Origin of the sequence: Virgibacillus salinus, assembly GCF_900102415.1 — a bacterium.
Classification (GTDB): Bacteria; Bacillota; Bacilli; order Bacillales; family Amphibacillaceae; genus Lentibacillus; species Lentibacillus subterraneus.
On record NZ_FNKD01000002.1, the window covers coordinates 104470 to 126871 of the forward strand.

Here is a 22402-nt window from a genome sequence, read left to right on the forward strand (position 1 = left end):
TCAGGAACATGCCAGAATTACCAGAAGTCGAAACAATAAAAAAAACATTAAAACGATTTGTTATCAATAAAACCATTGCAGATGTTTCTGTTCTATGGCCAAATATTATAAAAAGACCTGATGATGCAGAACAATTCAAGCATTTATTAACTGGACAAACAATCTATGATATAAAACGTAAAGGAAAATTTTTGTTATTTCAGCTTGATGAATCTGTGCTTATCTCTCATTTACGTATGGAAGGAAAGTACAGTGTCCACTCATCTGAAGAACCAATGAAAAAGCATACACACGTTATTTTTAGCTTTACTGATGGGGAAGAGCTTCGTTACAATGATGTGCGTAAATTTGGAACTATGCATGTTTTTAATAAAGGTGACGAATTCAATCATAAACCACTGAATCAATTAGGACCTGACCCCTTTGATGAAGAATTTACACTTGATTATTTTTATAAAAAACTCAAAAAAACTGAACGCGTTATTAAAGCGGTATTATTGGACCAAAATATTGTTGCTGGCTTAGGGAATATTTATGTTGATGAAACACTGTTCAGAGCAAATATTCACCCATTGAAAAAAGCAAGCAGGTTAACGAAAAGAGAAGTGAAAGTAATACAAGAACAAGCAATAATCACACTTAGTGATGCAGTTGGCCAAGGTGGAACAACAATTCGCTCCTATGTTAATGGACAAGGCCAAATGGGAATGTTTCAACAAGAACTATTTGTTTATGGACAAGAAAATCAACCATGTAAAAATTGCGGAAAGCCAATTGTAAAAATGAAAATCGGTGGACGTGGTACACACGTTTGTATATCCTGCCAAAAATTTAAGTGAGGTATAGCAATGGCACTAGTACTCGGTTTAACGGGAAGTATAGCAAGCGGGAAAAGCACCATATCATTAATGTTCGATGATTTTAATATTCCAGTAGTTGATGCGGATAAACTATCACGTGAAGTTGTAATGCCAGGGGAGAAGGCCTATGAGCAAATCGTAGAGACATTTGGCCAAGAAATATTGCGTGATGATAAGGCACTAGATAGAAAAAAATTAGGAAATATTATCTTTAATGATGAATCAAAACGTAAACAATTAAATGGTATTGTACATCCTGCAGTCAGAGAAAAGATGCTGGTAAGAAGAGATGGCTATGTAGAATCTGGAACGGAATGTGTTGTTCTTGATATTCCATTGCTATTTGAAAGCAAATTAACTGATTTTGTCGACAAAACAGTTGTTGTATACGTGGATGAGGACGTTCAAGTGCAACGGCTAATGGAACGTGATGAATATTCAGAGGAAGAGGCATATCAACGAATTAATGCTCAGATCTCTGTTAAAGAGAAAGCAAACCTTGCCGATGCTGTTATTGACAACAATGGAACAAAGCAAGAGTCATATCGGCAGCTGGAAGACCTGCTAAAAAAATGGAATGTAAATGAAGCTAAAGAAGCCTAGGAATAATTTTTCCTAGGCTTTTATCAACTTTTGAGCACATTTTCATATAATTATGTTATACTATTTATGATAAAAAACTAAAAGAGTATAACATATATAGGAGGACTACAAATGAGTAAAACCCGAATTGCAATTAACGGATTTGGACGAATTGGACGCATGGTCTTTCGTCAAGCTATTAAAGATAATCAGATAGAGGTTGTCGCAGTAAATGCAAGTTATCCTCCAGAAACACTTGCACATTTGATAAAGTATGATAGTGTTCATGGTATTTTTGACAGAGAAGTGAAAGCGCTTCATGGAAGTTTGGAAGTTGATGGGAAGAAAATTTCTTTAACAAGTGCACGTGAACCCGAGAAATTACCGTGGAAAGAATATGATATCGATGTAGTTGTAGAAGCAACAGGAAAATTTAAAACACAAGAAGATGCTGGTTTACATTTACAGGCAGGAGCCAAGAAGGTTGTCATAACGGCACCTGGAAAACATGTTGACAAAACAATTGTAATGGGTGTGAATGAGACCACATATAATCAAGAACAGGATAACGTGATCTCCAATGCCTCATGCACGACTAATTGTCTTGCACCAGTAGTGAAGGTATTAGATGATAACTTTTCAATTATAAACGGCTTAATGACAACTGTTCATGCGTTTACGAATGATCAACAGAATTTAGATAATCCGCACAAAGATTTACGACGGGCTAGAGGTTGTACACAATCAATTATTCCTACCTCAACAGGAGCTGCTAAGGCTTTAGGTGAAGTAATACCTAACATGAATGGTAAGCTGCATGGTATGGCCCTGCGAGTACCAACACCTAATGTTTCATTAATAGACTTGGTTATTGATGTAAAAGAGTCCGTATCAATTGAAGAGGTTAATAGCGTATTCAAAAAAGCTGCTGAGAATGAGCTTGCAGGAATTATAAAATATAGTGATGAACCACTTGTTTCAATTGATTACACGTCATCGGAGTATTCTGCAATTATAGATGGACTATCAACGATGGTTATGGAAGATAACAAGATTAAGGTGTTGGCTTGGTATGATAATGAATGGGGTTACTCAAAACGAGTCATAGATCTCACCAAATATGTTGGGAATAATATCAATAAACTAGAAATGAAAATTTCTTAAAATATTGCAAGTACATTAAAATAAGTTTATAATTTCTCATGACTTCTATATTAAATGATACCTGCTTAAAGGGTTAGAATCTTATTGGACTAACTTCCCTCAGTAGCGGAATTATAGCTGCAGATAGAAGATACTCAACTTATATTAAGGTGGAATCTTTAAATGGATACAATGGGAAGACATGTTATTGCTGAATTATGGGAGTGTAGTATAGATATTTTAAATAATATTAGTCAAATCAAGCAAATTTTTGTTGATGCAGCTTTAGAGGCTGGAGCAGAAATACGCGAAGTAGCTTTCCATAAATTTTCACCACATGGGGTTAGTGGGGTAGTTATAATTGCAGAATCACATTTAACAGTCCACAGCTTTCCTGAGCATGGCTATGCAAGTATTGATGTTTATACATGCAGTAATACAATTGATCCAAATGTAGCTGTTGAATATATTATAAAGGCATTAGAGGCAAAAACATTTGAACAGGTTGAAGTTAAACGAGGTAAGGGACCTGTTAAGGTAAAACCATTTCAAAAAATGTTATAAATAGTATGGACAGAAGGGGTTGACCAGAATAATTGGTTAATCCTTTTTTCGTGGTTAAGATACTATAAATACTTTCTTAATGCATAAGTGCAACTAAGGTTTTCACCATTAAGGCTAGACGATAAGCCAAGTTTTCTATAATTAGTCGATTTACAAAAAACATGTTAAAATAAATAGATATATAGTGTACGATAAGAAGTTATACATATGTATTATTTTCGGATGGGGTGTACGAAATGTCGTTCAGACAAAAAACTGCGAAATATTTTAGTAATCATGCTGAAACTAGTGAGAATCATATTGATCCGACGCTCCAAACACATTACTATAAAACAACAAGAGACAAAGGGTTAAGTTTGTTGGAAAATCATTTTAATAATAACGAAAGCTATCACATCAATGCTATTTCCAAAGGTCACGGTGAAATTAGTGCCACTATTATCAAAGGAAAAAAAGCCTTTGTTGTTGCAACTGTGATAATGGTTAGACCTTATCAGACAGCTATTGATTTCTCAGTTACAACAGAGTCAGTATTACCGTTTGATTTAGGTTATAGTACAAAAATTATCCAGCAACTATATCAACAGGTAAATAAAGAGCTACCTATAATTAATAATACGAATAGGCGGTAGCAGAAATGAATGGGGTTGAACGACATGAGATGTTCAAATTGCCACTATAAAAGTACAAAAGTCTTGGATTCACGGCCAATTGAAGAGGCTCGTTCGATCCGCAGACGCAGAGAATGTGAAGAGTGCGGATTTCGTTTCACAACATTTGAACGGATTGAAGAGGTCCCGTTAATTGTTGTGAAGAAAGATGGTACAAGACAGGAATATAGCCGAGAAAAATTAATACGAGGATTAATAAAAGCATGTGAAAAACGTCCAGTTCCTCTTGAAAAAATTGAAGAACTTGCCATCGATGTTGAAAAGGAATTGCGTAATACTGGTGTATCAGAAATTGATAGTAAAGAAATAGGTGAAATGGTTATGGATCGACTTTCAGAAGTTGATGAAGTAGCTTATGTTCGATTTGCATCAGTTTATCGACAGTTTAAGGATTTAACTGTATTTTTGGATGAATTAAAAGACTTAATTAAAACAGATAAGAATAATACTTGAAAAACCAATTCAGTATCATGTTTGGAACAAAGAAAGGGTTAGAGTAATGAATCATATAGGAAAAATTTTGCCAGTCGAAGGCTATCGTGTTTTGTTTAAAGGAAATTTGCCAGTTGATTATGCAAAGTCGTTAACTCACTTGTACCAACCTTTAATTGGTATTCAAGCATATTCATTATATCAAACCCTAATGAACGAACTTGAATTTCAGCATGGATCATTAGTCCAAACACACCATACAATAATGAACTATATGAATTTACCATTAGATGATATTTATCGGGCAAGGTTAAAACTTGAGGGCATTGGACTGCTTAAAACATATAAGAATCAAATAGATGAACAAATTTCATATATATATGAGTTACAAAGTCCGTTTTCACCAGCAAATTTTTTTACGGATGAAATGCTGGCTCAATTACTATATCATCATATTGGTGAAAATAAATTTGAATTACTGAAGGAACACTATACCCAACATGAAAAAAGAGAAGGAGCTAACATAACTGCCTCCTTCAGTGAAGTCTTCAAAACGTTTCAACCCTATCTAGAAGGGATGGAAGTGGCTGAAGATCAACATGAATCGGTTACAGATACTGCTGCAATTGATTTCACCTGGATGGAACAAATGCTGAAACAGCGTATGATTCCAGCAAATAGAGTGTTGACTCCGGCAAACAGGAAATTAATTTCCCAAATGATGACTTTATATGATTTAGCAACATATGAAGTAGAAAAATCTGTGTTATGGGCGTTGACTGATGAAAATTCACTTAATCGTAATGAGTTTAAAGAAGCTTGTCATGACTTATTTAAGAACAAACACAATCAAATAAATATTAAGCTTACTGAAAAAGAAGCACATCCAATAAATGAACCGGTTAGTAATCCAACTACGAAAGAAGAGCAGCTTATCATCGAATTGGAAAAAATATCACCAAAACAGCTACTTGAAGATTTATCAAGTGGTGGTCAGGCATCTGCCCAGGATATGAAGGTGATTCGTGAAGTTATGACAACCCAAGGACTGCCTTCTCCAGTGATGAATGTACTTATCCACTATGTTTTGCTGCAATCAAATATGAAGCTATCAAGAGCGTATCTAGAAAAGATAGCAAGTCATTGGTCACGTGCTAATCTGAAGACAGCAAAAGAAGCTATGGCATTCGCAAAGAGTGAGAAGGACCGATATCAAAAAGGAAAAGCAAATAAACCAAACTATAAAAAGCCTCAGTCTAATGAGGTTGTTCCTGAATGGTTTAAAGAACGGAAAAAGAAGAAGCAGCAGGCAAATTCAACTCAAGATAATACAGATTCACAACAAGAATGGGAAGAAACAGCAACACTATTGCGAAAATACTCTAAAAAGAAGAATAATCATTTATAAGGATGATAAAAATGAAGCCGGTACAATCGGAATTAAAAAAATGGATGCAAGAAAATAAAAATTTTAAAGAAAACTATATACGAATCAAACAGGAAGTTTTAAATGACCCTGAAATAAAAGAATTTTTGTCATATCATCCAACATTGCCGGAAAAAGAAGTTGAAAAAAATCTGATAAAGCTATATGAATATAAATCCCAATCTAAGCAGTGTGATAAATGTAAATCCTTTGAACAATGTCAAAATATGCTACAAGGATATTCACCTGTATTACATGTTAAAGATAATGAGATTCATCTATCATATGAAAAGTGTCACCTTCGACTGGATCATGAAAAACAACAGCAACAGCAGCAGTTAATCGAGAGTTTGTATATGCCAAAGGAAATATTAAATGCAGCTATAGACGATATCGATCATGATACTGAAAGAGGTAGTGGGATTAGGCAGTTACTCCTCTTTTTAGAACAAACGAAATCAGGGCTCCCTTCAAAAGGTATTTACTTTTACGGACCGTTTGGTGTTGGAAAAACATACCTGCTTGGGGCGCTGGCAAACGCATTAAAAGAATATAATATATCATCCATGTTAATTTATATGCCAGAATTTGTTCGTGAAATAAAAAGTTCAATTAAAGATGATTCGATAAATGAAAAGATAAATTACTTTAAAAAAGCGGATGTGCTAATGCTGGATGATATTGGTGCTGAAACACAATCAGCCTGGTTTCGAGACGAGATACTAGGGTCTATTTTACAATATCGCATGATGGAAAAGCTGCCAGTGTTTTTCACATCTAATTACAGTCTGGAACATTTGGAAGAGCAGCTTGGCAGATCCAATCGTGGCGGTGTTGAAACAGTAAAAGCAGGGCGAATTATTGAGCGTATTAAACAAGTAAGTAAAGAAATTCCGCTGTCAGGAGAAAACCGCCGGGATGTTTAGAATATCATTAAACTAGCATGAAAGATTATGTTCTTTTACGCTAGTTTTTTTATTGTCTAGCGTACTATAAAATTTAGGTGCTACAGATAACTGGACTTCACCCATCAGCGCCTAGTGAACTCCCCCTCCCTGTGTCGTACCACATGACCTTCAGTGCGGCAGCAGCTTACGAATTTCTTCCTTTTCGCTTTCTGAGCATAAGATTCACTTTGACTCTCGCTATTAAGGATTGGCATTAAGCCATTTTTCTAATGAGTACTTCTTATAACCACTATCGAATCTAGACGGGCATGTGGTGTCATTAAAATAAAATATATTTTTTATAACACTTTTTAAGTTTTAGATTCGATTATAATAGTGAAGAAGAAAGGATATATTTCAGGTACTTGCTTCCAGTTGTTTACTAACTTTACTAGTTTCATGGGTTTATACATTTTTTCACATGTATGTCCATATAATGTAACAGTTTGGTTCTTGGGTGAGGGTGATGTATTTGCTGGAAGTTTATTTTGAATCGGATAAAGAAGTGATTAGTTTTTGTGAGCATTTATTTCAGTATAATAAGCAGATTGAATTGCATTGGAAAACAAGTGAGGAATGGGGGAATCATTTAATACTTGATTATCAGGTACCTGGTAATGAGACAATGGAATCCATAGCGAAATCTATGGTTGAGGTATTTGTAACACATCGACTTACAAACATGATAAACGGAATAATTAAAGACTATTATTACTATACAAACATGGATGAAATAGAACGCATATTAGATATAACTCACTGGATATTCTCAGGTGATGATGCTGACAGTGTTAATGTTAGGAAAAACAAAGATCCAAGTCAATTATTGCAGTCGTTATTTATAGCCAATATTAAAAACACTGAAACAATTCATTTTGATTCAGTTGTTAAATTTCAGTTCAAGGTATTTAAAGACCAGCTTATATACTTTGTTGGGTTGGCAATAGATGAGTTTAAACGAGAAGAAGATCATCAAGCGTTTGTTGATATGCTGCGGGAATACATTGTTAAAAGGGAACCGTCCTACAATACAGTCCATATAATGCAGGGCAACCAATTTTCTTTTTATAAAACGAACGGAAAAAGGTTTACAAAGCTCGAACTAAGAATGCTCATGCAAAAAGAGCCACTTTATATTGTGGGATTGGATGCTGACGAGTTGAATTTAGCACCATTAATAGCGATGGCACCGAAGAAAATAAAAATTTATGGCGACCATCCTTCTGAACCAAAAACATTAACTGTAATTAATGTTTTTCAGGAAAGAGTTGAATTTCAGCCAGTTAGCAGCTTCCCATTTCAATATTATTTAAAAAAATAATTATTAAAGCTTGATTTTATTGTCAGCAGAAGCTATAATACGACTTATATATAATTTTAACGAATCTAAAAGTAATGATAAGGACAAGATCATTTGGTTTTTGGATAGATAAGAGAAGGGAGTCACCGGCTGAAAACTTCCGTACCCATGCAAATGATTACCACCTTTAAACTCTGCTATTGAACTTAAGTAAATAGTGGCGTACAATCTGCGTTAAAGATTTATGAGCCGCAGAAACTGCGGGAAATAGGGTGGAACCACGATGTTACCAACGCTCGTCCCTTTGCTTAAATGCAGAGGGATGGGCGTTTTTAATTTTGGCTATTTTCTAAGAGTTTGTTGTTGATTTGAAAACTTGGCATCCACCAGGACTCCTCGCCTGTTCCAGTTGTGTGTCAGAGAAACTCACTAACTGTTACTAATTCAGCGGAGTGTATTTACAGAGCGATATCCTAGCACTTAAGCATTTTTTACATTACGTCGTATTTTATATCGAACTGCGAAGCTAAGAGCAACAAAACTTATTAAAAGAGCCTTATTTTTAGAGATATTCAAATAGAAAACACAGAAGGAGTGTTACTAATGGCTGAGATTACAATAACTTTCCCAGATGGTGCAAACAAACAATTTCCCCAAGGGACAACTGGCGAAGAAATTGCGAGTTCTATTTCGTCAGGATTAAAAAAACAAGCACTGGCGATTAAATTGGATGGAGAATTATATGATCTGCGACGTAAGCTTCAACAAGGCGGTGTGATTGAGGTTGTTACATATAAGAGTGATGATGGGATAGACATCATGCGTCACTCAACAGCACATTTATTGGCACAAGCTGTTACACGGTTATATGAAAATGTCAATTTTGGGGTAGGTCCTGTAATTGAAGAAGGGTTTTATTATGATATAGATATGGAACAATCCTTAACTCCTGAGGACCTTACAAAGATCGAAAAAGAAATGAAGCGAATTGTTGATGAAAACCTTGAAATAGAACGAGTTGAAGTTTCAAGGGATGAAGCAAAGCGAATGTTTAAGGAAATTGGCGACGACCTTAAACTTGAGTTAATTGATGCTATCCCTGAGGATGAACAAGTAACAATATACAAGCAGGGAGAGTTTTTTGATTTATGCCGAGGAATTCATGTACCATCAACAAGTAAAATAAAAGCATTTAAACTACTAAGCATCTCTGGAGCATACTGGCGCGGTGATAGCAATAATCAGCAGCTGCAGCGCATTTATGGAACAGCTTTTGAAAAGCAAGGACAGCTTGACGAGCATTTACGTATTCTGGAAGAAAGAAAAGAGCGTGACCATCGTAAACTTGGCAAAGAACTTGAAATCTTTACGGTGTCCCAAAAAGTTGGACAAGGGCTGCCATTATGGCTGCCAAAAGGAGCAACAATTCGCCGTATTATTGAGCGTTATATTGTTGATTTAGAAGAACGTTTAGGTTATGACCATGTGTATACACCAGTACTCGGAAGTGTTGATTTATATAAAACAAGCGGGCACTGGGATCACTACCAAGATGATATGTTTCCAACAATGGAAATGGACAATGAAGATTTAGTTTTGCGTCCAATGAACTGTCCACATCATATGATGGTTTATAAAAATCAATTATACAGCTATCGTAATCTGCCAGTCAGAATTGCTGAACTGGGTACGATGCACCGTCATGAAATGTCTGGTGCATTGGCCGGGCTACAGCGGGTTCGTGCAATGACACTGAATGATGCACATATCTTTGCTCGTCCAGACCAGTTAAAGGCTGAATTTATTCGTGTTGTAGAGCTTGTGCAAAAAGTATACGAAGATTTTGGAATTAATGATTATTACTTCCGCCTTTCTTACCGCGACCCTGAGGATAAAGAGAAATACATTGACAATGATGAAATGTGGGAAAAAGCACAGGCGATGCTCAAAGAAACTATGGAAGAAATGAATGTTGATTATGTTGAAGCGGAAGGAGAAGCTGCATTCTATGGTCCGAAGCTTGATGTGCAAGTAAAAACAGCTTTAGGAAAAGATGAAACACTGTCCACTGTTCAGCTTGATTATCAGTTACCTGAACGGTTCGATTTGACATATATAGGTGAGGATGGAAATGAACATCGCCCAGTTGTTATTCACCGTGGTGTTGTATCAACAATGGAAAGATTTGTTGCTTTCCTAATAGAAGAATATAAAGGAGCGTTTCCAACTTGGCTTGCACCAGTACAAGTGAAAGTCATTCCGGTCTCACCTCAGGTCCACATGGATTATGCAAAAAAAGTGGAAGAAAAGTTACGGTTCCAAGGTATCCGTGTTTCAGTTGATGAACGTGATGAAAAAATAGGCTACAAAATAAGAGAAGCACAAACACAGAAAATTCCCTTTGCCTTAGTTCTTGGAGATAATGAAATTGATGAAAATGCAGTTAATTTTCGTCGTTATGGTGAGAAACAGTCTGAGACTATTGCTTATGATAAATTTGAAATATTAATTAACGATGAAATAGCAAGCAAAGAACTGCGCAGAAAATAAGTTAATTTCCGGATACACCTAAGTATAGTAAAATTATGATAAATTATATTTAAGCTTGTAATTTCTATATTATCGATTTGACAGAGAAGAAAATACATGCTATTCTATTAAAGTTGAATAAAATTAAATGATCTGAGACAAGTAGAAGCACCCGCTTCTCACCTGTTTGACGCATTCGTGCAGTTGACTGGTTTTGAACTCTTTTAATAGACTAATGGAGACGTGTGGGTGCAATATTGTACCTACACGTTTTTTAATTCACTTGTCAATAACGGATCTGCAACACTACAATAATTTGGAGGTGGCTGGCTATTAGCAAAGATATGAACGTTAATGAAAAAATTCGTGCTAGAGAAGTACGACTTATCGACTCAAACGGTGATCAGCTTGGAGTGAAATCACGTAATGAAGCATTAGATATCGCTCAAACAAGGAATCTTGATTTGGTTCTTGTTGCACCAAATGCAAAACCACCCGTTTGTCGAATCATGGATTTTGGTAAATATCGTTTTGAACAGCAAAAGAAAGAAAAAGAAGCACGTAAAAAGCAAAAAGTTATCAATGTAAAAGAAGTGCGCTTTACACCAGGGATTGGAGAGCATGATTTTAATACAAAATTAAAAAATGCTAGAAAATTCCTTGATAAAGGCGATAAGGTAAAAGCATCCGTTCGTTTCCGCGGACGTGCGATTACACACAAGGAGCTTGGTCGGGAAGTTCTTGACCGCTTTGCAGAAGAAGTAAAAGATATTGCGACAATCGAATCCAAACCGAAAATGGAAGGTCGTAGCATGTTCATGATGCTTGCTCCAGTAACTGAAAAATAACAACTCAAGGAGGAACTCAATATGCCTAAAATGAAAACCCATAAAGGTTCTCAAAAACGTTTCAGCAAAACTGGTTCAGGAAAGCTAAAACGTTCACACGCTTATACAAGTCATATGTTCGCCCATAAATCCCAAAAGCAAAAACGTAAACTACGTAAATCTACAGTTGTTTCTGCTGGTGATTTCAGACGAATTAAAACAATGCTTCCGTACAAATAAGCATTGAGGCATCGGATCGCAAAAAGACATTACACTATTTTTTATTTGTATTAGGAGGGAATTAATATGCCACGTGTAAAAGGTGGAACAGTTACGCGCAGACGTCGTAAACGCGTACTAAAGTTAGCTAAAGGTTATTATGGTTCAAAGAGAGCTTTATTTAAAACAGCAAAACAACAAGTTATGAAATCAGGTCAATATGCATATCGTGATCGCAGACAGAAGAAACGTGACTTCCGTAAACTATGGATTACTCGTATTAATGCTGCTGCACGTATGAATGATATCTCATACAGCAAATTAATGCATGGATTGAAATTAGCTGGAATTGATGTTAACCGTAAAATGCTGTCAGATATTGCAATCAATGACGAAAAAGGTTTTGCAGAATTAGCTGAAAAAGCTAAATCAGCTACTAAGTAGCAGATAATCATAAACGCCAAATCTAGACGAACTGGATTTGGCGTTTTTATATATTAGAGGTGAAAAGATGAATGAATTAAATCTCATTATCCTATTTCTTATTGGTGTAAATGCGATGGCTTTTATTTTAATGGGAATAGATAAGCAGAAGGCAATCAGACATAAATATCGGATACCTGAACGTACGTTTTGGGGACTAGCGATTTTAGGTGGAGCAGTTGGGGCGTTTTTAGGGATGAAGCGTTATCGGCATAAAACGAAGCATCGCTTATTTACCTTAGGAATGCCATCGTTAATTGTCATTCACATTATTCTAATAGTGTATTTAACATATTAGATGTCATAAAGGCTCGTCTCTTGTCATATACATGTACTAATATGATTACCAAGTGCATGCTCTCATGAAGGAGGTTGGGTATGGAGCTGTTTGGCAATTATTTACTAGCATTCATTGAAACAGGTGGATTGTTTGCCCCTTTTTTATTTATAAGTTGCCATTTATTAAGGCCATTATTTTTTCTTCCTGTTGTATTTATATGTATATCGGGTGGAATTCTTTTTGGAGCTGTTGCAGGAACGCTTTATTCAGTTATTGGCATTACGTTGTCCAGTATCATTTTTTACGGAGTAATTCGCTGGATGCCAAAAACATTTAACAAGCTAGTAAACCTGAAACGAAAAATAATTGGCAGTAACTCCAAGTTCACTACATCCCAAATTGCCATACTACGACTCGTGCCGTTCATCCATTTTCATTTGTTATCATTATGCTTAATAGAAATATCCGCAAATTTTAAGGATTACACCAAATCATCATTATTATCAAACATTCCATTAGCATTCGTATATACATCTGTTGGCAAATGGATATCAAATTTATCCCCAATGTATATCCTCGTATTCTTAGTAACATTACTGCCACTACTCTACATTTTAAGAAGAAAAGAAATTATTATAAAATGGAACGATTTTTTTCAAGTAAGTACACAATGAGAATTATGAAATCGTTCAAGAGTTTGGTCTGTCACAGGCCAAATTAAATATAAAATAGCTCACCATTTGCAGATACTGCTACATTTGTGAGCTATTTTACATTTAATTTAATATTGATTCCTTTTTTTTGCAGATTATCAAGACATTCATTAAGATATTCTTCATTGTGTTCTGGGTATATTTTTCCTTTATCGGTTTGATCATCTTTAAATGTTATAGATTTAAGGTTAGGATGTCTCTCAGCGGATTTTCCGCGATAAGTTGGTTCTTCCCAGAGCGGCTGAACATTATACCCTCTGTGTTTCATCTCATGAATTATTTTTAAATGATATTGAAATAGCTTATATGGCGAATATTTAAAAATGTAGTTAACTGTAGAGTGTGGCTTTCCCCAGCCATTCCCTCTTAGTGCACAACATTCACGATGCTGCCCGAGTAATTGTTGACTAGGAAGGAGTGGGATGAGTTTTTCATGCCATAATCGCATAAGAATTATACACCTTCTATTCAATAATTGTTAAAAGCAATTTATTTATAGGATGCTTCCATTCAATTTTTGCATGTGGATATCGAATTAATAATTCTTTTTCAATGAAATAGAGGTCATCTCTCGTAATCCCACCTAATTCACCGGGATCACGTGCAAACACGCTAATATTCACAACTTCAAATGAATCCTCTGTTGTGCCAAGATATTTTTCGCCTTCAAATAAGCAGTTTTTATAGACAAACTGAATATTTTTCTTACTATTAGTCGGTTCATCTACAATATAGAAATCGTCCTTAGCTTTGGCAATTTGCATCTTTCGTTCCGGATTACGATAATATTGATATACCGTATAGACGAGGAGAGCGAGTGCTATGAGGATAAGTATTCGAAACAAAATAACGATCATATCAAACCGTCTCCCTATTAATTGATAGTATCTTGTACGTTTTGAGATAGTATCAGGTTTCACTATTTATAATAATTTCATGTTACAATCGACAAAAAGAGAAAAGAGGAATAGACATGGACTGGTCAGAATTATACACGATGCAAAAACAATTGGACAACTATATTGAATCACAGCATGATTTAACAGGCAAGGATATTTTTGAAGAAAAACACTTGGCTTTACTTGTTGAATTAGGAGAACTTGCCAATGAAACACGATGCTTTAAATTCTGGAGTAAAAAACCAAGAAACGAAGATGCTATAATCTTGGAAGAATACGTTGATGGAATACATTTTATTTTATCACTAGGTTTGGAAAAAGGGTATGAGTATACATCAACAAGAACTGGAAATTCCTCTGGGAGTGAAACAGAACAATTTAATCATGTTTTTAATGCATGTGTTTTATTTAAACAACAGCCTACACAAGCAAACTATGAAGTTCTTTTTGAAAAATACTTGCAGCTAGGGGAGTTACTAGGTTTTGATGAAAAAGCAGTGCAGAACGCATATTTTAAAAAGAATGAAATTAATTATGAGCGGCAGAACCAGGGTTATTAGGTTGGAATCATTTTGTTATTTCTGAAATTACAGTTATAATGAAATAGGATAACAATGAAGGAGGATTCTTTACATATGGCGAAATTAGATGAAACAAATACAATGTTAAAAGATTTAACAGATGCAAAAGGAATTCCAGGTAATGAAAAAGAAGCAAGAGAAGTGATGGAGAAGTATATTACACCATATGCTGATAAAGTTTATACTGATAATTTAGGCAGCTTGATTGCGGAGAAAACTGGTGATTCGAACGGTCCTAAAATCATGGTTGCTGGTCATTTAGACGAAGTTGGATTTATGGTTACCCGTATTGATGATAATGGCTTTGTATATTTTCAAACAGTTGGTGGCTGGTGGAGCCAGGTTATGCTTGCGCAACGTGTGACCCTTATGACATCAAAAGGTGATGTAACAGGAGTAATTGGTTCAAAGCCACCACATATCCTTTCGGCTGAAGCACGTAAGAAGCCAATTGAAATTAAGGACATGTTTATCGATATTGGAGCATCAAGTAAAGAAGAGGCGCAGAAATTTGGTGTACGTCCTGGTGATTCAGTTGTACCTTATTTCGAATTTACGCAGTTAAAAAATGATAAGATGCTGTTAGCAAAAGCATGGGATAATAGAATTGGCTGTGCAATTGCAATTGAGGTATTAAAACAATTAAAAGATGAAAAGCATCCTAATGTTGTTTATGGGGTAGGAACAATCCAGGAAGAAGTTGGTTTACGTGGTGCGCGTACATCTGCACATGCTATAAAACCGGATATTGGTTTTGGTGTCGACGTTGGTATTGCTGGGGATACACCTGGTGTTTCTGACAAAGATGCGGACAGCAAGCTTGGAGAAGGACCACAGATTCTTTTATATGATGCATCGATGATTTCTCATAAAGGTGTACGTGAATTTGTCGTTGATACAGCGGATGAAAACAACATTCCGTACCAATTTGCAACAATCGCTGGTGGGGGGACCGATTCTGGCTCTATACATTTAACAGCTAATGGAGTTCCATCCCTATCGATTACGGTGGCAACACGCTACATTCATTCACACGCTGCTATCCTACATCGTGATGATTTTGAAAATGCAGTAAAATTAATTGTTGAAACAATTAAAAAATTAGACAACGATAAAGTGAAGGAAATAGTTTTAGGTTAAGGCTGTTTTCTAGTAAACGTGGCTGTTAAAATCTACCCATGAAGATGGAAAAACAAGAAACTTTACTAAAAGAACCTGGTATACAGGAAAAAGCTGAGGAGAGACCACTCCTCAGCTTTTTTATACAATGTAGGAATTCATTACTTTTTTTACATAGTTTTGTGTTTCGTCAAACGGTGGAATACCTTGGTGTTTATCTACATTCCCCGGTCCTGCATTATAGGCGGCAAGAGCCACTTCGATATTTCCGTTGTATCGGTCAAGCATCTGACTTAAATATTTCGTTCCACCTTCGATATTCTGTTTGGGGTCATATGGATTGGTGACGCCCAGCCCTCTTGCAGTAGCGGGCATTAATTGCATTAAACCTTGCGCACCAGCACCACTTTTGGCATTTGCATTATAATTTGATTCGGCTTTTATGACGGAGTGAATCAGTTTTGGATCTATTCCATATTTTTCGGCAGTCCTGGAAATATACGAATCAAATATTACAGGTGAAGTAGCATTCTTTACTGTTAATGGGGAAGTGTTTTTAGGTGGCATTAATGGCTGAGTCTGCATGTTCCCCTGCATAAAGTTATTGTTATTGGTGGTTCCATTATTTATTTGCTGCTGCAACAACTGTTTAAACGCTAGGTCAATCATAGGGGAGTTAGTTGAGCCGTTCCTGGAAGACGTTAATACTGACATAGCCTGTTGTTGAATTAATGATTGCAAACTTCGAATATCCATAATTATATTCCCCCCAAATTAATTACATTAAGTGTACAACTTTATCCAAATTATCACAATAACACAATACCCCTTTATAACATTATCGGCTCTTTCCCATAATCCTGTAATACTTGATGATAAAAAGGGTCGTTTCCAATACAATATATTCGTTCACATAAGCTATTGATCTCGTCCATGTCATGCGATGTATAAATAATCATTTTACCGTGATTCTTTGCAAGCTCATATAAGTATGAACCGATTTCTTTGCGTGATTTCAGATCAATTCCTACGGTAGGCTCATCTAAAAGTAATAGCATTGGTTCATGTATTAAACTTATCGCTAAATTTAATTTCCGTTTCATTCCGCCTGAAAGAGTCTTAACGGCTTCATCCCATTTTTCGAGTTTCATATCTCTGCAAAGCTGTCTCAGCTCACCTTTACTTTTATTTTTCCATGATAGTTTCTCGAAGAAAACCATATTTTCTTTAACCGTGAATTCTTCCCATAATGCAATATCCTGTGCAACAAAACCGATTTTTTTACGAAGCTGCTTTTTGTTTTTGTGATAGGCTTCATTATATAATGAAATAGAACCCGAAGTTGGCTGGGATAACGTTGCCAGGATTTGCAGCATGGTTGATTTGCCTGCACCATTTTCACCTACAAGTCCAATAATTTCTCCTGGTTTAGCAGTGAATGTAACCGAATTTAGTATTTGTTTTTTTCCATATACCTTTGATAGGGACTGGACATTAAGCATTGTATTTCTCCTTTCTAACAAGCCAGACAATCGCAAAGAGAATTACCACAAGAGACCATAGACTTATAAATTCTCCGTTCAGTAACGGTAGAATTGGATTAAACAAATCGAACCCCGCCCAATTCGCGATTACTCCTGAGGGGAGAACTGCACCACTGCTAATAGTGACAAAAAGTGTTATTCCAAATGACATAGAATAATATAAAAATGTCGTTTTAAAAAGATGTGCAAGTAAAAAAGCAGCCAGACTAATTAAAATCCGGTAAATAATTAAATTAAGAATGCTAATCCACTCTCCAAATGCAAAATACAGCGTAATAACGGTGAGAAGATCGACAATAAAAAACAGGACACTATAAAGGATAAAATTCTGTAATAGATATGATTTTAATGTCCAACGAGTGAATGCAAAGCGTATTCTCGTGTTCGATTGTTTTTCTTTAATTACCCAGTCAAACAGTAGCAGCGTTGAAAGCATACTGCATATCGCCCATAATCCCCATATGGATAACAATGCTGTATCTTTACTTGTTTTTACGGGTGCCGCATTGAATGAAAAAGATGTTGTGAGAAGGTTCTCGTCCTGCTCAATTTGGTTACTTCTAGTAACAATCTCTTCATAACTCCATTCTTGCTTCCCTCCGTGCTGCTGTATAAGCTCTTTAACAACGAATGCAGCTTTTGATTTTCCGGTTTCCTGCTGTACATAGGATAAAACTATTTCCTTAACTGGTGAATAGGCAAACGACAGGTCGGACTGATAGCTGGTGATTAATTGATTACGACTATTTTCAAGAATTTTTTCCTCAAAGCCATGATGAATAATAAATACACTATCTAATTCATGCTTTCTTAATTGATAAAGTGCCTCATCTTCAGACAGTTCCTTTATTCTGGCAAAAGGTATTGTTTTAATCTCCTGTACCAATTCATTAGATGCATTTGTTTCTTCCTCCAGGACGATACCAACTGGAACTTTCGAATCTTCCTGTAAAACATCAGTAACTGTTATGATACCTATTGTTGCTACAAGTGGGAATAAAAGCCAAAATACCAGGCTTGTAAATTGTTTTTTCCAATGCATGAAGCGTGTCGCCAGGATACTGCTCATGGATTAACACGCTCCTTCCACATCGATATCCCTAACATTAGAAGCGCACTTGCTGCCGTCAGAAGTGTAAGTGGTACATAATCAGCGTAAGATCTGCCGTTTATAATTACTTCCTGAAGCCAGTGAAAGCTTTCACCGGAGAAACTGTATGGTAAAAGTGCTTGTACATATAATGGAAAGTAGAGAGTGGGTATAATTGCTCCGCTTACTAATAATGATAAAAATGAAAATAATGATTGTGTAAGCAAACGTACTTTTTGGCCACTGATTACCGTTTCCAGAATAGCTAACCCGAATAGGAATGCAATGTTATAAAGGCTTATTATGATCGATATGCGTAAATAATCTTCACCGAATAAAGTGATTTCCATTAAATTAGTCAATATGAACAATGTGATACCCGCACAGATGAATGTTACTATGAAAGTGGATAATATTTTTGCAAATACCTGTCTTATTTGAGTTACCCCATATAGTCGCATCCGATCCATAATGCGATATTCTTCATCTTTTGTGAAAAATGAGTAAAATGCCAGCAGCCAGATTGTGATAATCGTAAACCAGCCTGCAAGCCCATAATAGTGAACGGGTGAATTGGTTGCGTTATTAGTAATTTTTTCCTCATCTATGATCTTATCTTTACCTACTGTATATACTAAAAAGTTAGTAAATTGGTTAAATAGCATATCCTGGCGTGTTTCATCGTCAATGGATAACTGTTTGGCATAGTAGTTTATTGTTAGTATATTTGCCTGTGATGCACGAATGTGCCGTGCAATACTATCAAGCAATTCTTTCACAACATAACTCTCTGTTCGTTTATTTGGATTACCTGTGATATTTAATGATACTTGATTTCCATTATATAAACTTTCAGTAAAGCCTTCAGGGAAGGTTACATAGGCACTTAAGTGATTCTCAATTTGATCGGTTGCCTGCTTTTTTGTCATCTTCTTAATTTGTATGTAACTTCCTAATTGTGATGATTCATCAATCATGTCTAAAACCATTTCAGTTTCTTCTGATTTATCCAAATCGACTAATCCTACATTAATGGGTTTCTGTTCCTCAGGTGTAACAATGGAAACTGCTATGACAGCAATTAGCGATACGAGAATTATAGGAAACAGTAAAAGCAGAGGAAGTGTTAACCACTTCCTCTGCAATTGCTTAATATTATAATTGGTAAATAAAAATAGATGTTTTATGAAATACATACATCCACTTCCATTTCATTAAAAGCCATTTAGATTCCCGCCAGTTCCCATTAATCCGAAGATCCATTGCTGGAATTGAGGCGTAACTTCCATTTCGATGTATTGATCTAATTCATCCATACTCATGTTCCCGATGTTCTTAACTTCCTTTTCGCTATCTAATTCAACCGAATTAATTAGCTTTGCACTTTTTTCGATGTGGAGACCAATCATATCCGGCCCAATATTTGGCGCTTCAACCGAAAAGTCGTGTTCAGATGACATTTGATCATTGTTATAGGAAGCGTTGCCAGACCATGTTAGACTACCACTATCTCTGGCGTCACTATACGAAAATACCCGTTCAAATTCTCTGTTGCCATCTTGTAATGTTCCGGTACCATCATATGATAGTTCTGTTTCACCAAATGAAAGTTTAATAGAATCAGAAACCTTATCGCTAGTTGTCTCCAAATCTCCTGCAAGTATCATGTTGTGACTACCATCCTGATCAGTTGCTTCAAATTCGTAATCGAAGGTTTGGTTTTGGTCCTGGAGTAGTTGCGTTCCATTTACAGATAAAGTGACCAGTTCCTCGTTTGTTGGACCAAGTTTTATAGAGAAATCCCGTTTTACAATTAGTTTGTCTTTCACCCATATCGTCGATTGAATACCATCTGGAATTTTAAATTCATTTAAATTTTCCTGAGCATCCTTTATAGCTGTTTCAAACTCTCCAATAAATTGATCAATTTGTTTTTGAACAGCAGGTGTAAAGCTTGATGATGTTATACCTGCACCAAACTGTTGAACACCAATCTGCTCACTGATAATTTCTTTTAGTCTTTCATCATTTTCCATTTTTTTAAGTACTGTATTCAAAAGTTCTTTTGTTTGTTTTTCGGAAAGATGCATGGTGATTTTCTGCGTATCCATAGCATTCGAGTTAACGTTAACTGTTTCATCTGTTACTTCAAATGCCTTATCAGGCAAATTGTCATAAACCATCTCCAAGTATTCTTCCTGGATATATTTCTGGTCTTCTTTGCTAAGAACCCCAGCTGATCCTTCAAAAAAAGCATTGAAATCAAGTTTCTCGTCTCCAGTATACGTGTTTGGATCAACTTCTTTTAATAACTTACCAAAGTCATCACCATTTAACTGAACTAATTCTTCGAGAAACGGCAAACCTAACATGATCTGATCCTCTGTCAGATAAAAATTAATATCTCCAACTTCAAGTGCTCCCATGTTTGCTTTTATGTCGGATGCCATATGCTTCTTATTTTTATCAATGGCAGTAGTTATGGTAAGAGTTGCATTGTTAATAAATTGGGCTGGACCCATACCACCGAAACCACTCATTGTATTTGGATCATTATATTCACCGGAAAACTCCAGTGTTGTCTCTGTGGGATTTTCCTCACTTTGTTCATACCAGCTTAATTCCGGCTGATAACGTGCTTCTGCTTCATCTGCAAGAAATTCTGCTGAATCTTTCTCAGCTAGAAAATATTGCTGTTTGGCAGACAAATCAAGCAAAACATAAGCTGCAATACTTCCGCCAACTAAAAGAACAGCGACAATTGAAATTACTATAACTTTTTTTGAGCTCATTTATATTCTCCTCTCCCCCTATGTACAGCCTCTATTAATATATGTATTATTTTTAGCAGATAAGAATGTATAAATTCTTTCTAACTGCATAAGTGCAACTAAGGCTTATCTATATTAAGGCTTAGCGACAAGCCAAGTTTTCTAATATAAGTTTACCATAAAAACAGATAAATGTAGTTATTAACCATAAAAAAACGGATGCTTGTTTGCATCCGTTTTGATTTAACTTGTAGTTGCTTGTTGTACTCCTTGTTCGAGTGCGTCAATCATTTCTTGCTTATCTTCTTCATTCGATTGATTCCAAATCAATTCAAAAATAACCCCTAAACCTGGCAGCATTTTTTCTTCACCATCTTGAATTGCATCAACGATGGTTGCTTCTAATTGTTCTTGATTATTTGATGCAATATTGGATAATATGGCTTTTCTTAAATTCAAATCCATAGAAAACACCTCTCACAATTATTTTAACTATAGATAGTTTGACCAGTATAGTATAAAATATGTATGATAATACAGAAATATATTGGAGTGGAATTAAAAATTTATGATTACTTCGGTACAAAATGAAAAAGTAAAACAATGGAATAAATTGCATAAACGTAAAGGTCGTACTAAATCAGGAACTTTTTTTATTGAAGGGTTTCATTTGGTTGAAGAAGCCCACAAGAGTGAATGGGAAATTGTCGAGATTATCGTTCAAAAAGATACACACTATCCAGATTGGTTCGATGATTATATGGTTACCGTAGTAGGTGAAAAGGTCCTTCAGTATATTGCTCGTACGGAGACACCTCAGGGAGTATCTGCAATTATAAAAATGAAAGAACCGAAAGCAATAATGGGGAATTCTATCTTATTAATCGATTCGATTCAGGATCCAGGTAATTTAGGTACGGTAATCAGAACAGCGGATGCAGCAGGGTTCGATGCTGTGATGCTGGGTGATAATACGGTTGATATGTATAATGATAAGGTTATCCGTTCTACACAGGGTTCACTATTTCACTTGTCAATTTCACAGGTGAATATAAAAGAAAAAATACCACAGTTAAAGACAGAGGGATTTAGTGTATGGGCTTCCGCATTATCGAATGCACGCCAATTTAATAAACTTGAAGTGCCAGAAAAAACTGCCCTCATTATTGGAAATGAAGGTGCAGGAATTCAAAGTGAAATTGTTGATTTAGCTGACATCGTTGTAAAAATTCCAATATATGGAGAAGCGGAATCACTTAATGTAAGTGTTGCAGCAGGCATATTAATGTATTATATTAAGATGTAGAAGTTGCATATTTATCAGATGTTCATTATAATTAAATAAATTTTACAATAAAGCTAAGAAAGAGATCGTAATAGTTAGGAAGCAGTGAAAGGGAAGAGATGTCCTGGACTGAAAAC

26 protein-coding genes and 1 other annotated feature are annotated in these 22402 nt (G+C 35.7%); of the genes, 18 read left to right on the forward strand and 8 right to left on the reverse strand.

Annotated features, from left to right (window positions below):
- Positions 1 to 8: 8 nt before the first annotated feature.
- From mutM to BLS02_RS07360, 15 genes are all read left to right on the forward strand, one after another.
- The gene (gene mutM, locus BLS02_RS07290) at positions 9 to 839 is read left to right on the forward strand and encodes a DNA-formamidopyrimidine glycosylase (RefSeq protein WP_092492351.1); all 831 of its coding nucleotides are present in this window, start codon (positions 9 to 11) and stop codon (positions 837 to 839) included.
- A gap of 9 nt (positions 840 to 848) precedes the next feature.
- Positions 849 to 1463 carry a dephospho-CoA kinase gene (coaE, locus tag BLS02_RS07295; RefSeq protein ID WP_092492352.1) on the forward strand — a complete coding sequence of 205 codons (615 nt, stop codon included), beginning with the start codon at positions 849 to 851 and terminating at the stop codon, positions 1461 to 1463.
- A gap of 111 nt (positions 1464 to 1574) precedes the next feature.
- A complete protein-coding gene (locus BLS02_RS07300) occupies positions 1575 to 2606 on the forward strand; it encodes a glyceraldehyde-3-phosphate dehydrogenase (protein WP_092492353.1) in 1032 nt (343 codons plus the stop codon).
- 162 nt (positions 2607 to 2768) lie between these two features.
- Positions 2769 to 3149: an adenosylmethionine decarboxylase gene (speD, locus tag BLS02_RS07305; protein WP_092492354.1), complete on the forward strand. Its 381-nt coding sequence runs from the start codon at positions 2769 to 2771 to the stop codon at positions 3147 to 3149.
- 236 nt (positions 3150 to 3385) lie between these two features.
- Positions 3386 to 3781, forward strand: a complete 396-nt coding sequence (locus tag BLS02_RS07310; protein ID WP_092492355.1) for a cytosolic protein — start codon at positions 3386 to 3388, stop codon at positions 3779 to 3781.
- 24 nt (positions 3782 to 3805) lie between these two features.
- Entirely contained in the window at positions 3806 to 4273 is a 468-nt protein-coding gene (gene nrdR, locus BLS02_RS07315; protein WP_092492356.1) for a transcriptional regulator NrdR, read from the forward strand.
- Positions 4274 to 4319: 46 nt separating this feature from the next.
- Positions 4320 to 5660, forward strand: a complete 1341-nt coding sequence (locus BLS02_RS07320) for a replication initiation and membrane attachment family protein (RefSeq protein ID WP_092492357.1) — start codon at positions 4320 to 4322, stop codon at positions 5658 to 5660.
- A gap of 11 nt (positions 5661 to 5671) precedes the next feature.
- On the forward strand, positions 5672 to 6604 hold the full coding sequence (gene dnaI, locus BLS02_RS07325) for a primosomal protein DnaI (RefSeq protein WP_092492358.1): 933 nt from the start codon (positions 5672 to 5674) through the stop codon (positions 6602 to 6604).
- A 493-nt stretch (positions 6605 to 7097) separates the two neighbouring features.
- Positions 7098 to 7946 carry a putative sporulation protein YtxC gene (gene ytxC / locus BLS02_RS07330; protein ID WP_092492359.1) on the forward strand — a complete coding sequence of 283 codons (849 nt, stop codon included), beginning with the start codon at positions 7098 to 7100 and terminating at the stop codon, positions 7944 to 7946.
- A gap of 582 nt (positions 7947 to 8528) precedes the next feature.
- Positions 8529 to 10475: a threonine--tRNA ligase gene (gene thrS / locus BLS02_RS07335; RefSeq protein ID WP_092492360.1), complete on the forward strand. Its 1947-nt coding sequence runs from the start codon at positions 8529 to 8531 to the stop codon at positions 10473 to 10475.
- Positions 10476 to 10608: 133 nt separating this feature from the next.
- Positions 10609 to 10735: a sequence feature (ribosomal protein L20 leader region), on the forward strand.
- Between the two features lie 63 nt (positions 10736 to 10798).
- Positions 10799 to 11302: a translation initiation factor IF-3 gene (gene infC, locus BLS02_RS07340; protein WP_139180779.1), complete on the forward strand. Its 504-nt coding sequence runs from the start codon at positions 10799 to 10801 to the stop codon at positions 11300 to 11302.
- 21 nt (positions 11303 to 11323) lie between these two features.
- Complete coding sequence (gene rpmI / locus BLS02_RS07345; RefSeq protein WP_092492362.1) at positions 11324 to 11521, forward strand: 50S ribosomal protein L35; 198 nt, start codon at positions 11324 to 11326, stop codon at positions 11519 to 11521.
- A 66-nt stretch (positions 11522 to 11587) separates the two neighbouring features.
- Positions 11588 to 11944 (forward strand): 50S ribosomal protein L20, encoded by a 357-nt coding sequence (rplT, locus tag BLS02_RS07350; protein ID WP_092492363.1) that lies wholly within the window; start codon positions 11588 to 11590, stop codon positions 11942 to 11944.
- 67 nt (positions 11945 to 12011) lie between these two features.
- A complete protein-coding gene (locus tag BLS02_RS07355; RefSeq protein ID WP_092492364.1) occupies positions 12012 to 12281 on the forward strand; it encodes a DUF1294 domain-containing protein in 270 nt (89 codons plus the stop codon).
- Between the two features lie 80 nt (positions 12282 to 12361).
- Entirely contained in the window at positions 12362 to 12937 is a 576-nt protein-coding gene (locus tag BLS02_RS07360) for a TVP38/TMEM64 family protein (RefSeq protein WP_092492365.1), read from the forward strand.
- Positions 12938 to 13028: 91 nt separating this feature from the next.
- Here the strand turns inward: BLS02_RS07360 and BLS02_RS07365 are convergent, their stop codons facing one another.
- Both BLS02_RS07365 and BLS02_RS07370 read right to left on the reverse strand, forming a co-directional pair.
- Positions 13029 to 13424, reverse strand: a complete 396-nt coding sequence (locus tag BLS02_RS07365) for a TIGR02328 family protein (protein ID WP_092492366.1) — start codon at positions 13422 to 13424, stop codon at positions 13029 to 13031.
- Between the two features lie 16 nt (positions 13425 to 13440).
- On the reverse strand, positions 13441 to 13833 hold the full coding sequence (locus BLS02_RS07370; protein WP_092492367.1) for a sigma-w pathway protein ysdB: 393 nt from the start codon (positions 13831 to 13833) through the stop codon (positions 13441 to 13443).
- Between the two features lie 116 nt (positions 13834 to 13949).
- Between BLS02_RS07370 and BLS02_RS07375 the strand changes: the two genes are divergently transcribed.
- Together BLS02_RS07375 and BLS02_RS07380 are read left to right on the forward strand one after the other, a co-directional pair.
- Complete coding sequence (locus BLS02_RS07375) at positions 13950 to 14435, forward strand: dUTP diphosphatase (protein WP_092492368.1); 486 nt, start codon at positions 13950 to 13952, stop codon at positions 14433 to 14435.
- Positions 14436 to 14510: 75 nt separating this feature from the next.
- Entirely contained in the window at positions 14511 to 15596 is a 1086-nt protein-coding gene (locus BLS02_RS07380) for a M42 family metallopeptidase (protein ID WP_092492369.1), read from the forward strand.
- Between the two features lie 120 nt (positions 15597 to 15716).
- Here BLS02_RS07380 and BLS02_RS07385 read toward each other — a convergent pair whose 3' ends face one another.
- The 6 genes from BLS02_RS07385 to sspI form a co-directional block, all read right to left on the reverse strand.
- Complete coding sequence (locus BLS02_RS07385) at positions 15717 to 16331, reverse strand: lytic transglycosylase domain-containing protein (RefSeq protein ID WP_092492370.1); 615 nt, start codon at positions 16329 to 16331, stop codon at positions 15717 to 15719.
- Between the two features lie 74 nt (positions 16332 to 16405).
- Complete coding sequence (locus BLS02_RS07390) at positions 16406 to 17077, reverse strand: ABC transporter ATP-binding protein (protein ID WP_092492371.1); 672 nt, start codon at positions 17075 to 17077, stop codon at positions 16406 to 16408.
- Positions 17070 to 18188, reverse strand: a complete 1119-nt coding sequence (locus BLS02_RS07395) for an ABC transporter permease (RefSeq protein ID WP_092492372.1) — start codon at positions 18186 to 18188, stop codon at positions 17070 to 17072. Before BLS02_RS07395 ends, BLS02_RS07390 begins: the two co-directional genes overlap by 8 nt.
- On the reverse strand, positions 18185 to 19405 hold the full coding sequence (locus BLS02_RS07400) for an ABC transporter permease (protein ID WP_092492373.1): 1221 nt from the start codon (positions 19403 to 19405) through the stop codon (positions 18185 to 18187). Before BLS02_RS07400 ends, BLS02_RS07395 begins: the two co-directional genes overlap by 4 nt.
- A gap of 18 nt (positions 19406 to 19423) precedes the next feature.
- Entirely contained in the window at positions 19424 to 21001 is a 1578-nt protein-coding gene (locus BLS02_RS07405) for a DUF6583 family protein (RefSeq protein ID WP_092492374.1), read from the reverse strand.
- 222 nt (positions 21002 to 21223) lie between these two features.
- Positions 21224 to 21445, reverse strand: coding sequence for a small acid-soluble spore protein SspI (sspI, locus tag BLS02_RS07410; RefSeq protein ID WP_092492375.1), 222 nt, complete (start codon positions 21443 to 21445; stop codon positions 21224 to 21226).
- Positions 21446 to 21548: 103 nt separating this feature from the next.
- On the opposite strand from sspI, the gene BLS02_RS07415 reads away from it, so the two are divergent.
- Positions 21549 to 22286, forward strand: coding sequence for a TrmH family RNA methyltransferase (locus tag BLS02_RS07415; protein ID WP_092492376.1), 738 nt, complete (start codon positions 21549 to 21551; stop codon positions 22284 to 22286).
- Positions 22287 to 22402 lie beyond the last annotated feature (116 nt).

Bases quoted from the DNA above. Each gene is read 5' to 3' on its own strand.
- BLS02_RS07360 (WP_092492365.1), top strand. From the start codon at position 12,362: ATGGAGCTGTTTGGCAATTATTTACTAGCATTCATTGAAACAGGTGGA.
- BLS02_RS07320 (WP_092492357.1), top strand. From the start codon at position 4,320: ATGAATCATATAGGAAAAATTTTGCCAGTCGAAGGCTATCGTGTTTTG.
- BLS02_RS07310 (WP_092492355.1), top strand. From the start codon at position 3,386: ATGTCGTTCAGACAAAAAACTGCGAAATATTTTAGTAATCATGCTGAA.
- rpmI (WP_092492362.1), top strand. From the start codon at position 11,324: ATGCCTAAAATGAAAACCCATAAAGGTTCTCAAAAACGTTTCAGCAAA.
- BLS02_RS07395 (WP_092492372.1), bottom strand. From the start codon at position 18,188: ATGAGCAGTATCCTGGCGACACGCTTCATGCATTGGAAAAAACAATTT.
- BLS02_RS07400 (WP_092492373.1), bottom strand. From the start codon at position 19,405: ATGTATTTCATAAAACATCTATTTTTATTTACCAATTATAATATTAAG.
- BLS02_RS07375 (WP_092492368.1), top strand. From the start codon at position 13,950: ATGGACTGGTCAGAATTATACACGATGCAAAAACAATTGGACAACTAT.
- nrdR (WP_092492356.1), top strand. From the start codon at position 3,806: ATGAGATGTTCAAATTGCCACTATAAAAGTACAAAAGTCTTGGATTCA.
- BLS02_RS07355 (WP_092492364.1), top strand. From the start codon at position 12,012: ATGAATGAATTAAATCTCATTATCCTATTTCTTATTGGTGTAAATGCG.
- dnaI (WP_092492358.1), top strand. From the start codon at position 5,672: ATGAAGCCGGTACAATCGGAATTAAAAAAATGGATGCAAGAAAATAAA.
- BLS02_RS07390 (WP_092492371.1), bottom strand. From the start codon at position 17,077: ATGCTTAATGTCCAGTCCCTATCAAAGGTATATGGAAAAAAACAAATA.
- BLS02_RS07300 (WP_092492353.1), top strand. From the start codon at position 1,575: ATGAGTAAAACCCGAATTGCAATTAACGGATTTGGACGAATTGGACGC.
- rplT (WP_092492363.1), top strand. From the start codon at position 11,588: ATGCCACGTGTAAAAGGTGGAACAGTTACGCGCAGACGTCGTAAACGC.
- BLS02_RS07405 (WP_092492374.1), bottom strand. From the start codon at position 21,001: ATGAGCTCAAAAAAAGTTATAGTAATTTCAATTGTCGCTGTTCTTTTA.
- BLS02_RS07385 (WP_092492370.1), bottom strand. From the start codon at position 16,331: ATGGATATTCGAAGTTTGCAATCATTAATTCAACAACAGGCTATGTCA.
- infC (WP_139180779.1), top strand. From the start codon at position 10,799: ATGAACGTTAATGAAAAAATTCGTGCTAGAGAAGTACGACTTATCGAC.
- thrS (WP_092492360.1), top strand. From the start codon at position 8,529: ATGGCTGAGATTACAATAACTTTCCCAGATGGTGCAAACAAACAATTT.
- speD (WP_092492354.1), top strand. From the start codon at position 2,769: ATGGATACAATGGGAAGACATGTTATTGCTGAATTATGGGAGTGTAGT.
- mutM (WP_092492351.1), top strand. From the start codon at position 9: ATGCCAGAATTACCAGAAGTCGAAACAATAAAAAAAACATTAAAACGA.
- BLS02_RS07415 (WP_092492376.1), top strand. From the start codon at position 21,549: ATGATTACTTCGGTACAAAATGAAAAAGTAAAACAATGGAATAAATTG.
- BLS02_RS07380 (WP_092492369.1), top strand. From the start codon at position 14,511: ATGGCGAAATTAGATGAAACAAATACAATGTTAAAAGATTTAACAGAT.
- BLS02_RS07370 (WP_092492367.1), bottom strand. From the start codon at position 13,833: ATGATCGTTATTTTGTTTCGAATACTTATCCTCATAGCACTCGCTCTC.
- BLS02_RS07365 (WP_092492366.1), bottom strand. From the start codon at position 13,424: ATGCGATTATGGCATGAAAAACTCATCCCACTCCTTCCTAGTCAACAA.
- sspI (WP_092492375.1), bottom strand. From the start codon at position 21,445: ATGGATTTGAATTTAAGAAAAGCCATATTATCCAATATTGCATCAAAT.
- coaE (WP_092492352.1), top strand. From the start codon at position 849: ATGGCACTAGTACTCGGTTTAACGGGAAGTATAGCAAGCGGGAAAAGC.